This is a genomic window from Streptomyces sp. NPDC048590 (assembly GCF_043199535.1).
GTDB lineage: Bacteria > Actinomycetota > Actinomycetes > Streptomycetales > Streptomycetaceae > Streptomyces.
Window position 1 is genome coordinate 458103 of the sequence record NZ_JBICWC010000004.1, and the last position, 16403, is coordinate 474505.

Genomic DNA, 16403 nt, shown 5'->3' on the forward strand with positions numbered 1-16403 from the left:
GGTTCAGGCGGCCGGGCGGTCCTCGGGCAGGCGCCTCCGGAGCCGGGCGTGCTCGATGGCGGGCGGGGCGTAGGCCATGTCGAGTGCCCCGACGTCCGTACCGGGGGCCACCACCGCGTCGATCCGGTCCAGGACCGCGTCGTCCAGGACGGTCTCGGCTCCGGCGAGGAGGTCGTCCAGGTGATCCATCGTGCGCGGGCCGATGATCGCCGATGTGACCCCCGGGTGGGCGATCGCGAAGGCGGTGGCCATGTGGGTCAGCGGCATCCCTGCCTCCTCGGCCACGATGACGAGCTGCTCGACGGCGTCGAGCCTGCGCTCGTCGCTCATGTGCTTGAAGCCGAACGCCGACCGGTGGGTGTCGGCCGTCCGCCCCTTGCGGTAGCGGCCGGTGAGGAGGCCCCCGGCGAGCGGGCTCCAGACCAGGGCGCCCATGCCGTAGCGCTCACAGAGGGGCAGCACCTCGCGCTCGATGCCGCGGTTGAGGATCGAGTACGGCGGCTGCTCGGCCCGGAAGCGCTCCAGCCCCCGCCGCTCCGAGACCCACTGGGCCTCGACGATGGCGGAGGCGGGGAACGTGGACGATCCGATGGCACGGACCTTCCCGGCCCGGACGAGGTCGGTGAGCGCGGAGAGCGTCTCCTCGACGTCGGTGTCGGGGTCGGGCCGGTGCATCTGGAACAGGTCGACGTGGTCGGTGCCCAGGCGGCGCAGGGAGTCCTCCAGGGCACGTACGATCCAACGCCGCGAGTTACCACGCTGGTTGGGGTCGTCCCCCATCGGGAGGTGGGCCTTGGTGGCCAGCACCACATGGTCCCTGCGCCCCTTCAGCGCCTTGCCGACGATCTCCTCGGACTCCCCCTGCGAGTAGGCGTCGGCGGTGTCCACGAAGTTGATGCCGGCGTCGAGCGCCTTGTGGATGATCCGGACGGAGTCTTCGTGATCGGGGTTGCCCACGGCGCCGAACATCATGGCGCCGAGACAGTACGGGCTGACCTTGATGCCGGTCCTGCCGAGCGTGCGGTACTTCATGAAGCTCCTCCTGGCCATGGCTCAGCCCTGCCGCGAGCGCTAAGCTGCTAAACGGAACAACGTTCAGCAACGACAATACGGAACACTGTTCCGCTTAGCAAGGGGACGCATCGTGCGCGAGGACACCGCTCAGGCCGACGAGGGCGGCGCCGCAGCGGAACAGCCGGCCAAGCGCGTGCGCGCCGACGTACGCCGCAACACCGACGCCCTGCTCACGGCGGCCGCGGAGGTGTTCCGCACCTCGGGCGTGGACGCGCCGGTGCGGCAGATCACCGCGAAGGCGGGCGTCGGCGCGGGCACCCTCTACCGCCACTTCCCGCAGCGCTCGGACCTGATCGCGGCGGTCTTCCGTCACGAGGTCGACGCCTGCGCCGACGCCGCGCCGGACCTCTCCGAGCGGCACGCACCCGCCGACGCGCTCGGCGAATGGCTGCAGCGCTTCGCGCTCTTCCTCGCCACCAAGCGCGGGCTCAGCGCGGCCCTGCACTCGGGGGACCCGTCGTACGACAGCCTGCCGTGCTACTTCGACCAGCACCTGACGCCCGTGCTCACCGCCCTCGTGGACGACGCGGTGAAGGCGGGCGAGATCCGGGGCGACGTCAGCCCCGACGATCTGCTGACCGCCACCCGGAACCTGACCCTGTCCGCCGACGAGGACGAGGACGGCCACACCCGTCGCATGATCGGCCTGCTCGTCGACGGGCTCCGCTACGGGGCGCGCTGACCTCCGTCGCCGCGACGCCCTGATACGGCACCTCGCGACGGCCCCGTGGCGGATGCCGGGGCGCGTGGCTGAGGGCCGCCGAAGCCCCTGCCGCGCGGTCGGGTCCGGGGCGGCGGCGCGCCGTGTCCGGTCTGAGCCCGTCCCCGCGCCGCCTCCCGCCCCTCACCTCACACCGACCCGGCGACCGCGCCGACGGCCGGGACGCGCAGCGCCCTGCGAGCGGTCAGCAGACCGGTCCCGACGGTGGCCACCACGGCGACGGCCATGACGGCGAACCAGACGCCCGGCCCCTGACCGGGAAGGACGTGGTCGGTGCGGACCATGGTGAAGGGGATGATGCCCGCGACTCCCGCGACGCTGCCCAGGACGAGACCGGTGAGGGTGATGATCCCCGCCTCCTGCCCGACGACGCCCAGAACCTGACCGGGTGTGGCGCCGGCCAGACGCAGCCGGCCGAACTCCCCCGCACGGTAGGAGGTCGCGGCGTACAAACTGTTGACGAGCATGAGGCAGGAGAAGACGACGATGATCCCGACGACGACCAGGTTGAGGGTCTCCAGATTCTTGTCCTCGACGGTCTTCTCCAGGCCGGTCGCGACGACCTGGGCGCTCTCCACGCCCTGGATGTAGAGGGTCGCCGTCGCCGTACCGATGAAGATGATCATCGGCATGAGCACCCCGGCCGCCTCCGCGCCCCTCCGGCGCAGGTGGAGGGCGCCCAGATACCCCGCAACGCCTCGGCCGCCGGGCAGTGCGGCGGGGACCCGGCCGAGCAAGTACGGCGAGAGCGAGGCGAATCCGACGGAGAGCAGCACGGCCCCGTAGGCAGGGAAGGCCATCAGCATCTCCTCGGTGCTGTCGACGGCGAACGTCGTCAGCACGCCCGCGGTCCCGGCGGCCAGCGCCGCGCATCCCGCCAGGACGCGGAACCGGCGCCCGGCCGCCCGGCGGCGGGCCCCCGCGACGGAACGGGCGGCGCGTCGCACGGCGAGGAAGGCGGCACCGACCGCGGCGAGGGTCGCGATGCCGAAGCCGGAACCGAGCGCCGCCGGACCGAAGACCGGATCGATGTGTTCGGCGACCTGCCCGCTGTCCTTGAACATCCCCAGCAGGAGCCGGCCGCCGAGCACGGCGGGGCCGACGGCCAGGACCGTGCCGGAGAGCGCGACCACCGCGGACTCCCCCACGACCATGCGCCCGATCTGGGCGGGCGTCGCCCCGGTACGGCGCAACAGCTCGATCTCGCCCGCGCGTTGGCGCACGGCGACGGTGAGGGTGGAGGCGATGGCGAAGAAGACCAGCAGGGAGCCGTATCCCCCGACGACACTCGCTGTGACGGTCATGGACTCCGCGCTGACCGGGTCCGTACCGGGAGCCGCTGCCGTGTCGTGGAGGGAGCCGAAGGTCATGATGATCACGGAACCCAGGAACGACGAGAGCAGGGTGGCGAGGAAGCGCCCCGGACGCTTCCGGACCGAGCGCACGGCCAGGAACAGCATCGGGCTCACACCTCCGCCCCGCGTCGCTCGGCCACGCCGTCACCGAGGTGCGTCATGCGTTCCGCGACGGCCTCAGCGGTGGGCACGGCAAGGTGTCCCGCCAGCCGCCCGTCCGCGAGGAAGAGCACCGATCCGGCGTACGCGGCCGCGACCGGGTCGTGCGTGACGAGCACGACGGTGGCGCCGTGGTCGCGGGCGGTCTCCCTGAGCAGGGCCAGCACCTCGCGCGCGCTGCGCGTGTCCAGCGCCCCCGTCGGTTCGTCCGCGAAGACCACGTGGGGGCGGGTGACCAGGGCGCGGGCGATCGCGACGCGCTGGCACTGCCCGCCGGAGAGCTCGTCCGGGAAGCGGCCGAGGCGTTCACCCAGACCCACCCGCGTCAGCATCTCGCGCACACGCTCCGTTTCGGCCCTCCGGCCCGCGAGACGCGACGGCAGGGCCACGTTCTCCTCGACGGTGAGGGTGGGCAGCAGGTTGTACTGCTGGAAGACGAAGCCGATCCGCTCACGCCGGAATCTCGTCAGCGCCGCTTCGCCGCCACCGCTCATCTCCTCACCGTCGACGAGGATCCGGCCGCGGTCGGGGCGGTCCAGGCCGGCCGCGCACCGGAGCAGGGTGGACTTACCCGAGCCCGAGGGGCCCATCACCGCGGTGAAGCTGCCCGCCGGCAGACTCAGCGTCACCTCGTCGAGCGCGGTGACCGCGCCGTCCCCCGTCCCGTACACCTTGGTCACCGAGTCCAGCCGCAGGGCCTCGGAGTCGCGGCCGGTGGGCCGCCGTTCCCGAACGAACATGGTCTCCCCCTTCTTGCCCGTCCGGGGCGCACCCCGCGCCCCGCCGACGACGCTACGGACACGCGCCGTCGGGCACACGGGGCGCACACACCCGATGGCGGGGGGTGGCTGGGTGCACCCCCGCACGGGGGGGCCACCCGCGTGCGGGACCGTGGACGTCCATGCGCTGGGGGGGCTGCGCGAGCCTGCCGGGGCCTGCGGCGGAGGAAGCCGGTCCGCTCAGGCCGCGGTCGCGGCGAACCACGCCCGGGAGCTGCGGAGGTGAAGGAGCACCAGCATGGCCACCGTGAAGAGTGCGGCGACGACGTTGCCGGCCTCGGCGTCACCCCGCGCCACGGAGACCATCTTGCCTACGAGGTAGGCGCCGAGGGCGACCGTCAGGGTGATCCGCAGGACTGGGCGCCCCGGGCGGAGGAAGAAGACGTGGACCGCGCCGCCCAGCGCGGGCAGCAGGGCGAGGACCTGGAGCCACGTCGGACCCGGGTAGTGCCCGCTCGCTATGCCGATCCCCGCCAGGACCGCCACGACGAGCAGGATCCAGAGCAGGACGCGCAGCGCGGTGACGGCGCCCGGGCTGCCGGCCCGGGGCGTCCGGGGAGCACCGGATCCGTGGCCGGGCTCCAGGGCCGAGGCCGCGATCGTGCGGGGGTCGCCGAGTTCGGCCAGGATCGCCTCCTCCTGCTCCGGGCGCTCGGACAGGGCGACGTCGATGTGCTCGGAGAGGTCCGCGAGCAGTTCCTGGCGCCGGTCGGCCGGGAGCGCCGATGCCTCGCGCTCGACTGCGGCGAGGAAGTGCTGGACGGAGGGGGAGGTGCTGAGGTTCATGGTCATTCCTGTGGGGGTTCGATCGGGGACGGCTCCGGCGGAGCGAGGAAGCCGTCGACCGCGTTGCGGAAGGCGGGCCAGATCTGCGTGAACTCGTCGAGGGCGGCCCGCCCGGCCGCGGTCAGCCGGTAGTAGCGGCGGGGCGGCCCGGAGGGTGACTCCTGCCAGGTGGTGGCGACGAGGTCGGCGCGCCGGAGCCGGGACAGCAGCGGGTAGACGGTGCCCTGGCTGGCGGCGAGGGTGCCGCTCGCCTCCAGGGCCTGCACGAGCTCGACGCCGTAGCGGGGTTCGTCCCGCATCAGGGCCAGAACGCAGTACTCCAGCACGCCCTTGCGCAACTGGCTCTCCGCCTTACCGAGCTTGTCGGCACCCCCCTGTTCCATGCAATGCACAGTACCCATTACTACATGGCGACGCAAGGTACCTGTCATCGCCCTTCGCGCTCCCCGGAAAAGGCCGGAACCCCTGGGCGGCACCGGCCGGAGCGTCCGACCCGGCGAGCTCGACAGGCAAGCCGCTGCTTGCCTATGGTGGTCTTCATGACGGAGGATGTCTTCAAGGCCCTGGCCGACCCCACACGTCGGCGCATCCTCGACGAGCTCGCGGAGCGCGATGGGCAGACGCTGTTCGAGATATGCGCCCGGCTGGTGAGCAAGCACGGCCTGACCCTCTCCCGTCAGGCGGTCAGCCAGCACCTGGCGGTCCTCGAGTCGGCGGGCCTGGTCCGCGCGCGACGCGAGGGCAGGTACAAGTTCCACGACATCCGCACCGGACCCCTCGAGCGCATCGCGAACCGGTGGCTCAGGCCCGACAAGCCGAAGGGCACCCCATGAAGATCAGCCGGACCAGCGTCTTCGTCGACGACCAGGAGCGGGCCCTGCGCTTCTACACGGAGGTGCTCGGCTTCGTGAAGAAGCACGACGTACCCCTGGGCGAGGACCGCTGGCTGACCGTCGTCTCGCCGGAGGCCCCGGACGGCACCGAGCTGCTCCTGGAACCCTCCCGCCACCCGGTGGTAGCGGCCTATCGGGACGGGCTGGCGAAGGACGGCATCCCGCTGGCCGCCTTCTCCGTGGACGACGTGCGGGCGGAGTTCGACAGGCTTCGGGAGCTCGGCGTGCGCTTCACCCAGGAGCCGCTGGAGATGGGCCCCGTCACCACCGCCGTCCTGGACGACACCTGCGGCAACCTGATCCAGATCCTGCACGGGGCGTAGACGGCGTCCGGCAGCTCACGGGCCCCTACCGTGCCGGGAACGGCTCCCCGCACGCGCTGCAGAACGCCGGCGCGCGGTCGGCCGACAGCCGTCCGCACTCCTGGCACACCAGGTCGAGCATGCAGGGCGCCTCGCCGCCCTCGTCCGCGGGAGCGCGTACGGCCGCTGCCGGCGCGGACCCGATCGCGAGTCCTGGGCGGCGCCGGTGCACCGTGAGGTAGGTCAGCCCGTGCGGCCCCGCCTCCAGCGCGCGCCGCGAGGTGCGGGGCAGCCAGACGACGGTCGTCGCGGCGAGGTCCAGGGGGCCGCCGGAGCCCGTACGCATGCTGCCGCCACCGGCGAGGACGACGAGGAGCACGTCCAGCAGGTCCTCCTGGTGCTCCCCGACCCGGCCGCCCGGGGGCAGGCGGACGACGTTGGCGTCCAGTTCCCGTCCTTGCTCGGCCAGACGCCACAGGGCGCCGCGTTCGCCGGGTGCGGCGGAGGCGAGCAGCTCGTCCAGCACGGCCAGCACCTGCGGGGTGGCGTTCACTCCGTCGCCTCCACGTCGTATCGGTAACCGCTCGGTCTGCGCACCCAGCCTTTCACGGCCGCCCGGGGCCCGCGGCGGCCGGAGGGTGCGCCGGACGATGAATCAGCAGGTGGGAGGCGGACGAGCCGGACGGTGAACCTCCGCAAGTGGAGGGATGCGCGGAGCTCCGGAAAACCGCCGGATGCTTCCGGCGGCCGCTGTAGCGTCGCCCCATGATCCAGCCGACGACATCCCCGGTCCCCGACGCCGAGTGCGCCGCGCTCACCCGGACCCTCCGCCGCCGGGGCACCGTCGTGCTGTCGGTGTTCGCCCTCGTGTGGGCCTTCGCCGGAGCCTCGGGGCTCGCGTCGGGCGGTGCCGCCCTGGCGGTCCAGGCCGCCGCCGCGGTCGTCACCGTCACGGCGATCGTCCTCGCCTACCGCAAGGGCACCGCACCCTCGCCCCGTATGGTCGACCTCCCGCGCGGCTGGGCGCGTTCCGTCGGCATCGTGAACGCCGTGGAGCTGGTGGCGGTCTTCGCGGTCATCGCCGCCTCGAACGCCTCCGGCCGTCCCGGCTTCATCCCGCCGGCCATCGCCCTCGTGGTGGGCCTGCACTTCTTCCCCCTGGCGCGCCTCTACGACCAGTGGCAGTACAGGTGGACCGCGGCCCTGCTGTCCGCCGTCGCCGCGGTGGGCCTGGTACTGCTCGCGGCCGGGGTGTCCGACGAGGGCGTACGCGCCGTGGTGGGCCTGACCTCCGCCGTCACCCTCTGGGCCTCCGCCTGCCACCTGGCGGTCAAGGGCTGACGGCGCACCTGCCGGCCCCGCGCGGTCCCTGGGTAGGCTGGGCGCGACAGCCCACCCCGAACGGACCGAGGAGCAGACGTGAGCGAGCCGGCGTCCATCGCCCTGCAGCAGGAGATCGCGCGGGAGCTGGAGGTCTCGGAGACCTTCGACGCCGCCGTGGAGATCGAGCGCCGGGTGGCCTTCCTCGCCGAGCGGCTGACCTCCACCGGCCTGCGTTCGCTGGTGCTCGGTATCAGCGGCGGTGTCGACTCCACCACCGCCGGACGGCTCTGCCAGCTCGCCGTCGAGCGTGCCCGTGAGGCCGGCCACGAGGCCCGCTTCTACGCGATGCGGCTCCCCTACGGCGTCCAGGCCGACGAGCACGACGCCCAGATCGCCCTGTCCTTCATCAAGGCCGACGAGGTCCTGACCGTCGACGTCAAGCCTGCGAGCGACGCCACCCTCGCGGCCCTGCTCACCTCGGACGTGAGCTTCCGCGACCCGCACCACCAGGACTTCGTCCTCGGCAACATCAAGGCGCGCCAGCGCATGATCGCCCAGTACGCGGTGGCCGGGGCACACAACGGCCTGGTCGTCGGCACGGACCACGCGGCCGAGGCGGTGTCCGGGTTCTTCACCAAGTTCGGTGACGGAGCCGCCGACCTGGTCCCGCTGACCGGGCTCACCAAGCGCCGCGTACGCGGGGTGGCGGAGGCCCTGGGCGCACCCGCCGAGCTGGTCTGGAAGGTGCCGACGGCCGACCTGGAGACGCTCGACCCGGGCAAGGCGGACGAGCAGGCGCTCGGTGTCACCTACGACACCATCGACGACTTCCTCGAAGGCAAGCCCGTCGACGAGCGTGCCTTCAAGACGATCGTCGACCGCTACCGCCTCACCGACCACAAGCGCCGCCTGCCGATCGCCCCGTAACCCGTTCCGGACTCCCGGGAAAGGGCGGAGCCGGCCGGAGTCGAACCGGCGTCCTCACGGTTTTGGAGACCGCGCGCGACGACCTCTGCGCTACGGCTCCGCCCGCCGGGCAGGCTACCGTGAGCCGACGTGCCGTCAGCAGGGGAGGCAGGGACCGCGTGAACGGTGAGCCGGGCGAGCCGTACCCCCCGATCGAACCGTACGACCACGGCATGCTCGACGTCGGGGACGGCAACCTCGTGTACTGGGAGGTGTGCGGCAATCCGGCCGGCAAGCCCGCCCTGGTCGTCCACGGCGGTCCGGGTTCGGGCTGCGGCCCCGGCAGCCGGCGGTTCTTCGACCCGGACCGCTACCGCGTCGTCCTCTTCGACCAGCGCAACTGCGGCCGTTCCACCCCGCACGCGAGCGACCCCGCCGCCGACATGCGGCACAACACCACGCCGCACCTGATCGCCGACATGGAGCGTCTGCGTGAGCACCTCGGGATCGACAAGTGGCTGCTGTACGGGGGTTCCTGGGGCTCGACCCTGATCCTGGCGTACGCCGAGCGGTACCCGGAACGCGTCTCGGAGATCGTGATCCCCGCGGTGACGACGACCCGGCGCAGCGAGATCGACTGGCTGTACCGGGGTGCCGGTCAGATCTTCCCCGAGGCCTGGGACCTGTTCCGGGCCGGAGTCCCGGAGGCGGAGGGACCGGACGGCCTGAGCCTCGTCAGCGCGTACGCGCGGCGGACGGAGAGCCCGGACCCGGAGGTGCGGGCGAGGGCCACGGCCGACTGGTGTGCCTGGGAGGACGCGGTGCTGTCCATGGAGGCGCACACCGGTCCGCCACCGTACGGGGGAAGGCCGGACCGGGCGCGGTTGGCGTTCGTCCGGATCTGCACGCACTACTTCTCGCACGCCGCCTGGCTGGAGGAGGGGCAGCTGATCCGCGACGCGGACCGGCTGGCGGGTATCCCCGGCGTCCTGGTGCACGGGCGCTTCGACCTCGGCGGTCCGCTCACCACGGCGTGGGAGCTCGCCAAGGCGTGGCCGGACGCGGAACTCACGGTGATCGACGACGCGGGCCACCTGGGCAGCGCCGCCACGAAACGGGCGCTGCTCGAAGCGCTGGACCGGTTCGGCCGGCGGGACTGAGCCCGGCGCGGCTGAGCCCGGCGAGACCCGTTTTCCGGGGAGGGCAGGGCATCCGCCCTCCCCGGAACGTGTGGAACTCCTCGGTTCAGGAGGTCACCAGGCGAAGGCTTCCGGCGAAGGCCCCGGGCCGGGGAAGATCTCGTCCAGTCCTTCCAGTACCTCGGCCGGCAGCTCCAGTTCGAGGGCGCGCAGCGCGGACTCCAGCTGTCCCGCCGTACGCGGGCCGACGATCGGGCCGGTCACACCGGGGCGGGTGAGCAGCCAGGCGAGAGCGGCCTCGCCCGGCTCCAGGCCGTGCTTGTCGAGCAGGTCCTCGTACCTCTGGATCTGCGCACGTGCCGCGGGGTCGGCGAGGGTGTCCGCGGCCCGGCCGGAGGCCCGGCGCCCGCCCTCGGCCTGCTTCTTGAGCACCCCGCCGAGCAGACCGCCGTGCAGCGGCGACCAGGGGATCACGCCGAGGCCGTACTCCTGCGCGGCAGGGATGACCTCCATCTCGGCGCGCCGCTCCATCAGGTTGTAGAGGCACTGCTCGCTGACTAGGCCGATGGTGCCGCCCCGCCGGGCGGCGATCTCGTTGGCCTGGGCGATCTTGTAGCCGGGGAAGTTGCTCGACCCGGCGTAGAGGATCTTGCCCTGCTGCACCAGCACGTCGATGGCCTGCCAGATCTCCTCGAAGGGAGTGCTGCGGTCGACGTGGTGGAACTGGTAGACGTCGATGTAGTCGGTCTGCAGGCGCTTGAGGCTGGCGTCGACCGCGCGCCGGATGTTCAGCGCGGAGAGCTTGTCGTGGTTGGGCCAGGCCTCACCGTCGGCGCCCATGTTCCCGTACATCTTGGTCGCGAGGACGGTCTTGTCGCGACGGCCGCCCTTCGAGAACCAGTTCCCGATGATCGATTCGGTGCGGCCTTTGTCCTCGCCCCATCCGTACACATTGGCCGTGTCGAAGTAGTTCAGGCCCGCGTCGAGCGCGGCGTCCATGATGGCGTGGCTGTCGGTCTCGTCGGTCTGCGGTCCGAAGTTCATCGTCCCGAGGACGAGTCGGCTGACCTTGAGTCCGGTGCGTCCGAGCTGCGTGTACTCCATGGTCCCAGCCAACGCCTTCGAGTCCGCTCAAGGCAAGGTCCGGCCCGGCGCGCCATCGGTGCCCCCGGGTTCCGTGACCTGCCGCCAGGCGCGTACCAGCTGCCCGAACTCGCGCACCTGGACGAGCACATGGGAGCGGGCGGCGTCCTGTGCCGCATCGCCGTCGCCCTTGATGACGGCCTCGGCTATCGCGTGGTGCTCGGCCAGGGACCGCCGCATGCGGTCGGGGACGCGGAGTTGGAGCCGCCGGTAGGGCTGAAGGGTCCGCTTCAGCGCGTGGACCTGGTCCCGCAGATAGGTGTTGCCGCAGGAGTCGTAGACGACGGCGTGGAAGCGGGCGTTGGCGTAGTAGTAGCCGTCGGCGTCCCCGGCCGTCGCGTACTCCTCGCACTCCCGGAGGGCGCCGGCGAGCTCGTCGAGCGCCGCCTGATCGATGTGGCGGGCGGACAGGCGGGCGGCCATCCCTTCGAGCTCGGCCATCACCTCGAAGCGCTCGGCCAGCTCGGCGACGCTCAGCTCGGTCACGTACGTGCCCTGCTTCGGCCTGATCCGCACCAGTCCGGAGCGTTCGAGCGCCTGCAGCGCCTCCCGTACGGGCGTGCGCGAACAGCCGAACTCCCTTTCCAGCTGGGCGGGGTCGAGGCGTTCGCCGGGTCGGTAGCGGCCGTCGACGACGGCGTTCTCCAGCGCGTCCCGCACGCGCCGGGCTTCGGGGACCTTGGCCATGTACTCCTCCGGATGCCCAGGTTGCTTCGCTGATTCTGCACGCCACAGGGGGTAGCGCGCCTCATCGCTGTGCTCTACCGTGCGACGAGTTCACTGTTATATACATCACGGCCTCTGATGGATATCTGGGCCCCCGAGGCGAGGAGTGCGGAGATGGACCGCCAGGACGGCTGGCTGCTGACCGATCTGTTCCGGGCGCTCGGGGAGCGTCGCGGCGAGTCCCCGGCAAGGGGGGCGGATGGCGGGGAGCCCTCCGGAGCCTCCGCGCTCGAACAGCTGCTGGCCGCCTGCGACGTGCTGATGAGCGACATCGGGGAGGCCTCGCTGCGCGCGGTCGCCGCACGCGCCCTCGCCGCGTACGGCGCTCTCGACGCCGACGGCAGGTGCGCCTTCTTCACCCACATCACCCGGGCCTACGACGCCGACGCGGATCAGGTGCGGGCGGCCTTCCACCGGTGGGAGGCGGCCCGGGACGCCGGAGGCCACGGCGGGGAGGAGCTGGTGCGGCTCTTCGACGCGGTCGAGCCGGCCCGGCAGCAGCTCCTGCGCCGCATGAACCACGCCCCCGACGCCACGCTCGCCCTGGTCCACATGCGCGCCGACCTCCGCGGTCTGCTGCGTGAGCACCCAGAGCTCCGCCCGCTCGACCACGACTTCCACCATCTGCTCACCTCCTGGTTCAACCGCGGGTTCCTGCGCATGGCGGAGGTCACCTGGAACTCGCCGGGCGATCTCCACGACCACCTGCTCCGAGGCGAGCGGGTCCACCCCATGGCCGGTCTCGACGAGCTGCGGCGGAGGCTTCAGCCGGAGGACCGGCGGGTGTACGCGTTCTTCCACCCGGCCACCGGTGACGTGCCGCTGATCTTCGTGGAGGTGGCGCTCGTACACGGCCTGCCGGACACGATCGCCCCCCTCCTCGACCCCGGCCCCGCCCTGGACCCCGCACTGGCCGACACCGCGGCGCTCTACTCGATCAACAACGCGCTCGACGGCCTGGCCGGGGTGTCCTTCGGCAGTTTCCTCATCAAGCAGGTGATCGAGCAGGTCGGCGAGCAGCTGCCGCATCTGACGCGGTTCGCCACCCTATCGCCCATACCCGGCTTCCGCCGCTGGCTCGAGGAGCAGGCCGGGCAGGACGCGGAACTCGGGGCTCTGGCCGGTGAACTCGGTTCCCTGACCGGGGCCGACGCCCTCCCGGAGGAGGACGCCGACCGCATACGCCCCCGGCTCTTCGCCGCCCTGGCCCGGTACGTCGCGCTCGAACGGCGCGAGGACGGGCGGCCGCTCGACCCTGTCGCCCGCTTCCACCTGGGCAACGGCTCCGCCGCCTGGCAGCTGAACTGGCCTGCCAACTCCTCGCCCGAGGCATGGCGGCAGTCGTACGGCGCGATGATCAACTACCGCTACGAGCCCGACCAGCTGGAGCGCCGGCACGAGGACTTCGTCCGTCGTCGCACCGTCGCACTCGGCGGCCCCCTGCGGGACGCCCTCGCCGCCACCGCCGCGGCACACGAGGCCCCGTAGGACCGGGTCTCGGCAGAACAGAAAGGAACACCCCCGATGGCACCCTTCCCGACCATCCACCTGTCCTTCGCCGAACAGGCGGCACGCCGACCGGACAAGGCGCTCTTCGAGCTGCCCGACGGGCGGTCCCTCACCTACGGCGAGACCCTGCGGACCGTACGGCGGATCGCGGCCCGCCTCGTCGCGGACGGTGTGCGACCCGGAGACCGGGTCGCGATGCAGGTGGAGAAGTCCCCCGAGGCCATCGCCCTGTACCTGGCCACGCTGCGGGTCGGCGGCGTCTTCCTCCCCCTCAACACCGCGTACACCGGTGCCGAGATGGAGTACTTCATCCAGGACGCCGAGCCGCGTGTGCTCGTCGTCGCACCGGAGCGCGCGCCGGACCACGCGGACCGTGAGGGATCGGGGCTCACCGTCGAGACCCTCGGCGCCGCCGGCGAGGGAACCCTCCTGGAGGGCGAGGCGGAGCACGACGAGGTCCACGAGGCCGCGGCCGACGATCCGGCCGCCATCCTCTACACCTCCGGCACCACCGGGCGCTCCAAGGGCGCCGTGCTCTCGCACGGCAACCTGGCCTCCAACTGCGCCGCGCTGGTGGAGTCCTGGAGGTTCACCGAGGACGACCGGCTGATCCACGCGCTGCCGGTCTTCCACGTCCATGGTCTCTTCGTCGCCGCCAACATGGTGCTGACGACGGGCGCCTCGATGTACTACCTGCCGAAGTTCGACGCCGGGACGGTCCTCGGCCTGCTGCCGCGCTCCACGGTCCTCATGGGCGTCCCCACCTTCTACACCCGGCTGCTCGGCGACGACGGGCTGACGCCGGAGAGCTGCGCGTCGATGCGGCTCTTCGTCTCCGGCTCGGCGCCGCTGCTCGCCTCCGACCACGAGGCGTTCGAGGCACGCACCGGCCACGCCATCCTGGAGCGGTACGGGATGACCGAGACGGGCATGAACACCACCAACCCGTACGAGGGCGGCCCGCGCAAGCCCGGCACCGTCGGCAGCCCGCTGCCCGGCACGCGGGTCCGTGTCGTGGACCCCGACACCGGCAAGACCCTGCCCGACGGCGAGGTCGGCAGCATCGAGGTGCACGGCCCCAACGTCTTCACCGGCTACTGGCGGATGCCGGAGAAGACCGCCTCCGAGTTCCGCCCGGACGGCTACTTCATCACCGGCGACCTTGGCCGGATCGACGAGGACGGCTATCTCCTGATCGTCGGCCGGGGCAAGGACCTCGTGATCTCCGGCGGCTTCAACGTCTATCCCAAGGAGATCGAGGAGGTCCTCGACGCCCATCCCACGGTCCTGGAGTCCGCGGTGATCGGCGTGCCGCACCCGGACTTCGGCGAGACCGTCGTCGCCGTGGTCGTCCCCGCTCCGGAGCAGGCGCCCGAGGAGTCCGAACTGCTGGCGTTCATCGCCCCGTCCCTGGCCCGCTTCAAGCACCCGCGCGCCGTACGCGTGGTCGAGGCACTCCCCCGCAACGTCATGGGCAAGGTGCAGAAGGCCGAGCTGCGCAAGCGCTACGAGGGCCTGTTCGCCGGCCCGGACGCCTGACCCCGTACCCCTTCGACCCGCATTTCCCTACGTCCTTCCTGTCCCCGGTCTCTCAGTGTGGAGAAGACGATGGTTCTGTATGGAGTGGCCGCGCTGGCGGTGTGCATGCTCACCGGCACGCTCGTCGGCGAATGGCTCGGTATCGCCCTGGGGGTGGACGCCAACGTCGGCGGCGTCGGCTTCGCCATGATCATGTTGGTGCTGATCACCCACTGGCTGCGCGAGAAGGGGTGGTTCCCCGAGGCCACCGAGCAGGGCGTGCTCTTCTGGAGCGCGATGTACATACCGGTCGTCATCGCCATGGCGTCGACCCAGAACGTGTACAAGGCGGTCACCGGGGGTCCGATGGCGCTCCTGGCGGGCCTCGCCGCGCTGGTCGCCGGGGGCGCACTCGTGCCCGTACTGGCGAGGATCGGTGAACCCGCCGAGCCGCTGCCCCCGCTGACCGAGGAGGAACCCGCCGCCCCGCAGGCCGCCGGATCCGTCGGGTCCGCCTCGCGGAACCAGGAGGCCTGAGCATGGACGCCTTCCTCTCCGTCTGTGAGGACAACGGCCTGGTGGTGGCCTTCGCCCTGGTGGGAGCGCTGGTGCTGCTGTCCGGATGGCTCTCCAAGAAGCTGACCCGCGGCCGTCTCCAGGGTTCCGCCATAGCCATCGTCCTCGGCCTGGCGCTCGCCTACTGGGGCGGCTCGGCGACCGGCGGCGAGCACGGTCTGGCCGACTTCGCCTCGCTGTCGGGCCTGAGCCTGATGGGCGGCGCGATGCTGCGCGACCTCGCGATCGTCTCCACCGCGTACGGCGTGGACCTCAGGGAGATCAAGCGGGCCGGGCTGGCCGGCGGGCTCTCGATCCTGCTGGGTGTGCTGGTGTCGTTCGCGGTCGGGGCAGCCGTCGCCGCGATGTTCGGGTACTCCGACGCGGCGTCCCTCGCCACCATCGGGGCGGGCGCGGCGACGTACATCGTGGGCCCGGTGACGGGTACCGCGGTGGGGGCGAGCTCGGACGTGATCGCGCTGTCGGTGGCCGCCGGTCTGGTGAAGTCCGTCGTGGTGATGGTGGGCACGCCGCTGGCCGCGCCGCTGATCGGGCTGAACAACCCGAAGTCCGCGATGGCCTTCGGCGGTCTGCTGGGGACGACGTCGGGGGTGGCCGGCGGGCTGGCCGCCACCGACAAGCGCCTCGTGCCCTACGGCGCGATGACGGCCACCTTCTACACCGGTGTGGGCTGCCTGCTCGGCCCCTCGCTGCTCTACGTGACGCTGCGGGCGATCGTCGGCGGGTGACGCGGACCGGCCCCGAGGTACGGGCCTCGACGGACGGCGGCCTCCGGCTCCGGGCTCAGCCCCCGAGGGCGGAGGCCGCCGCCACGACGACGAACATCAGCACGAGCACGGCCGCCATGATGCGGTTTCTGGTCTTGGGATCCACCCGACGAGCGTAACCCGCCCGGCTCACCGGCCGAGCGGCCAGCCCCGCACCAGCTCGTACCTCGGCTGCTGCCCCGGGACCCCGCCCTCCGGCAGGTTGCTGCGTACGAGGCCGAGCTCGCCGGCCTCCCAGTGCCGGCCCTCGAAGCCCTCCAGCGCCCGCGCGTACGGCGTCAGGTCGGTCTGGACCCTGCTGCGGGCGAGGGTGAGGTGCGGGGTGTAGCGGCGGTGCTCCTCCATCGGCACCCCGGTCCGCCGGGCCGCGGCACCGGCGCGCTCCGCGAGCAGCCGGAGCGTGTCCAGGTCCCCCGCCGCCCCGGCCCACAGGGCCCGCCCGTCGAACCGTCCGCCGCCGTGGATCCGCAGCGGGAACGGCTGCGTACGGTGGGCCGCCCGCTCCAGCCTGAGGTACAGCTCGGGCAGCAGGTCCTCGTCCACGCCGCCGAAGAAGGCGAGCGTGTAGTGCCAGCCGGCCCGCGCGGTCCAGCGGAGGTTCACCGCCCCCGGCATCCGGTGCAGCGGGGCGACCGCCGCGGCCAGCTCGTCCACGGCGGGTTCCGGCGGCAGTACGGCGGCGAAGAGTCTCTGGCTGCTCATGCGGAGAGTGTCCCAGCGGGCGCGT

Annotated in this window: 19 protein-coding genes and 1 tRNA gene; 10 read left to right on the plus strand and 10 right to left on the minus strand. The window is 72.2% G+C overall.

What is annotated here, in order from left to right; genetic code table 11:
- Positions 1 to 3 precede the first annotated feature (3 nt).
- Complete coding sequence (locus tag ACGFNN_RS14365) at positions 4 to 1032, minus strand: aldo/keto reductase (protein ID WP_393555732.1); 1029 nt, start codon at positions 1030 to 1032, stop codon at positions 4 to 6.
- Between the two features lie 112 nt (positions 1033 to 1144).
- On the opposite strand from ACGFNN_RS14365, the gene ACGFNN_RS14370 reads away from it, so the two are divergent.
- Positions 1145 to 1756 carry a TetR/AcrR family transcriptional regulator gene (locus tag ACGFNN_RS14370; protein ID WP_393555734.1) on the plus strand — a complete coding sequence of 204 codons (612 nt, stop codon included), beginning with the start codon at positions 1145 to 1147 and terminating at the stop codon, positions 1754 to 1756.
- A 167-nt stretch (positions 1757 to 1923) separates the two neighbouring features.
- Here the strand turns inward: ACGFNN_RS14370 and ACGFNN_RS14375 are convergent, their stop codons facing one another.
- The 4 genes from ACGFNN_RS14375 to ACGFNN_RS14390 form a co-directional block, all read right to left on the minus strand.
- Positions 1924 to 3255, minus strand: coding sequence for an FtsX-like permease family protein (locus ACGFNN_RS14375; RefSeq protein WP_393555735.1), 1332 nt, complete (start codon positions 3253 to 3255; stop codon positions 1924 to 1926).
- 5 nt (positions 3256 to 3260) lie between these two features.
- Positions 3261 to 4049, minus strand: coding sequence for an ABC transporter ATP-binding protein (locus ACGFNN_RS14380; protein WP_393555737.1), 789 nt, complete (start codon positions 4047 to 4049; stop codon positions 3261 to 3263).
- Between the two features lie 219 nt (positions 4050 to 4268).
- Positions 4269 to 4874, minus strand: coding sequence for a DUF1700 domain-containing protein (locus ACGFNN_RS14385; protein WP_393555739.1), 606 nt, complete (start codon positions 4872 to 4874; stop codon positions 4269 to 4271).
- 2 nt (positions 4875 to 4876) lie between these two features.
- On the minus strand, positions 4877 to 5257 hold the full coding sequence (locus ACGFNN_RS14390; RefSeq protein ID WP_393555741.1) for a PadR family transcriptional regulator: 381 nt from the start codon (positions 5255 to 5257) through the stop codon (positions 4877 to 4879).
- A 156-nt stretch (positions 5258 to 5413) separates the two neighbouring features.
- On the opposite strand from ACGFNN_RS14390, the gene ACGFNN_RS14395 reads away from it, so the two are divergent.
- Together ACGFNN_RS14395 and ACGFNN_RS14400 are read left to right on the plus strand one after the other, a co-directional pair.
- Positions 5414 to 5707 carry an ArsR/SmtB family transcription factor gene (locus ACGFNN_RS14395; RefSeq protein WP_393555743.1) on the plus strand — a complete coding sequence of 98 codons (294 nt, stop codon included), beginning with the start codon at positions 5414 to 5416 and terminating at the stop codon, positions 5705 to 5707.
- The gene (locus ACGFNN_RS14400) at positions 5704 to 6090 is read left to right on the plus strand and encodes a VOC family protein (RefSeq protein ID WP_362673619.1); all 387 of its coding nucleotides are present in this window, start codon (positions 5704 to 5706) and stop codon (positions 6088 to 6090) included. The genes ACGFNN_RS14395 and ACGFNN_RS14400 overlap by 4 nt, the downstream gene beginning before the upstream one ends.
- A gap of 25 nt (positions 6091 to 6115) precedes the next feature.
- On the opposite strand, the gene ACGFNN_RS14405 is transcribed toward ACGFNN_RS14400, so the two are convergent.
- Positions 6116 to 6622, minus strand: a complete 507-nt coding sequence (locus ACGFNN_RS14405) for a hypothetical protein (RefSeq protein ID WP_393555745.1) — start codon at positions 6620 to 6622, stop codon at positions 6116 to 6118.
- A 212-nt stretch (positions 6623 to 6834) separates the two neighbouring features.
- Here ACGFNN_RS14405 and ACGFNN_RS14410 point away from each other — a divergent pair, with 212 nt between their 5' ends.
- Together ACGFNN_RS14410 and nadE are read left to right on the plus strand one after the other, a co-directional pair.
- Positions 6835 to 7410 carry a DUF7010 family protein gene (locus ACGFNN_RS14410; RefSeq protein ID WP_393555747.1) on the plus strand — a complete coding sequence of 192 codons (576 nt, stop codon included), beginning with the start codon at positions 6835 to 6837 and terminating at the stop codon, positions 7408 to 7410.
- Positions 7411 to 7488: 78 nt separating this feature from the next.
- Positions 7489 to 8319 carry an ammonia-dependent NAD(+) synthetase gene (gene nadE, locus ACGFNN_RS14415; protein WP_393555749.1) on the plus strand — a complete coding sequence of 277 codons (831 nt, stop codon included), beginning with the start codon at positions 7489 to 7491 and terminating at the stop codon, positions 8317 to 8319.
- A gap of 25 nt (positions 8320 to 8344) precedes the next feature.
- Here the strand turns inward: nadE and ACGFNN_RS14420 are convergent.
- Positions 8345 to 8419 (minus strand) — tRNA-Trp (locus tag ACGFNN_RS14420).
- A 58-nt stretch (positions 8420 to 8477) separates the two neighbouring features.
- Here ACGFNN_RS14420 and pip point away from each other — a divergent pair.
- Positions 8478 to 9458 carry a prolyl aminopeptidase gene (pip, locus tag ACGFNN_RS14425; protein WP_393555751.1) on the plus strand — a complete coding sequence of 327 codons (981 nt, stop codon included), beginning with the start codon at positions 8478 to 8480 and terminating at the stop codon, positions 9456 to 9458.
- A 93-nt stretch (positions 9459 to 9551) separates the two neighbouring features.
- On the opposite strand, the gene ACGFNN_RS14430 is transcribed toward pip, so the two are convergent.
- Positions 9552 to 10541 (minus strand): aldo/keto reductase, encoded by a 990-nt coding sequence (locus tag ACGFNN_RS14430; protein ID WP_393555753.1) that lies wholly within the window; start codon positions 10539 to 10541, stop codon positions 9552 to 9554.
- A 27-nt stretch (positions 10542 to 10568) separates the two neighbouring features.
- Positions 10569 to 11267, minus strand: coding sequence for a GntR family transcriptional regulator (locus ACGFNN_RS14435; RefSeq protein WP_393555755.1), 699 nt, complete (start codon positions 11265 to 11267; stop codon positions 10569 to 10571).
- 153 nt (positions 11268 to 11420) lie between these two features.
- On the opposite strand from ACGFNN_RS14435, the gene ACGFNN_RS14440 reads away from it, so the two are divergent.
- The 4 genes from ACGFNN_RS14440 to madM all read left to right on the plus strand — a co-directional run bounded on the left by ACGFNN_RS14440 (position 11421) and on the right by madM (position 15637).
- Positions 11421 to 12794, plus strand: a complete 1374-nt coding sequence (locus tag ACGFNN_RS14440; RefSeq protein WP_393555757.1) for a malonyl-CoA decarboxylase domain-containing protein — start codon at positions 11421 to 11423, stop codon at positions 12792 to 12794.
- A 36-nt stretch (positions 12795 to 12830) separates the two neighbouring features.
- A complete protein-coding gene (locus tag ACGFNN_RS14445) occupies positions 12831 to 14354 on the plus strand; it encodes a malonyl-CoA synthase (protein WP_393555758.1) in 1524 nt (507 codons plus the stop codon).
- A 69-nt stretch (positions 14355 to 14423) separates the two neighbouring features.
- Positions 14424 to 14870, plus strand: a complete 447-nt coding sequence (madL, locus tag ACGFNN_RS14450) for a malonate transporter subunit MadL (RefSeq protein ID WP_393555760.1) — start codon at positions 14424 to 14426, stop codon at positions 14868 to 14870.
- A gap of 2 nt (positions 14871 to 14872) precedes the next feature.
- Positions 14873 to 15637 (plus strand): malonate transporter subunit MadM, encoded by a 765-nt coding sequence (gene madM / locus ACGFNN_RS14455; protein WP_393555762.1) that lies wholly within the window; start codon positions 14873 to 14875, stop codon positions 15635 to 15637.
- A 168-nt stretch (positions 15638 to 15805) separates the two neighbouring features.
- Here madM and thpR read toward each other — a convergent pair whose 3' ends face one another.
- Positions 15806 to 16378 carry an RNA 2',3'-cyclic phosphodiesterase gene (thpR, locus tag ACGFNN_RS14460; RefSeq protein ID WP_393555764.1) on the minus strand — a complete coding sequence of 191 codons (573 nt, stop codon included), beginning with the start codon at positions 16376 to 16378 and terminating at the stop codon, positions 15806 to 15808.
- Positions 16379 to 16403: the final 25 nt, after the last annotated feature.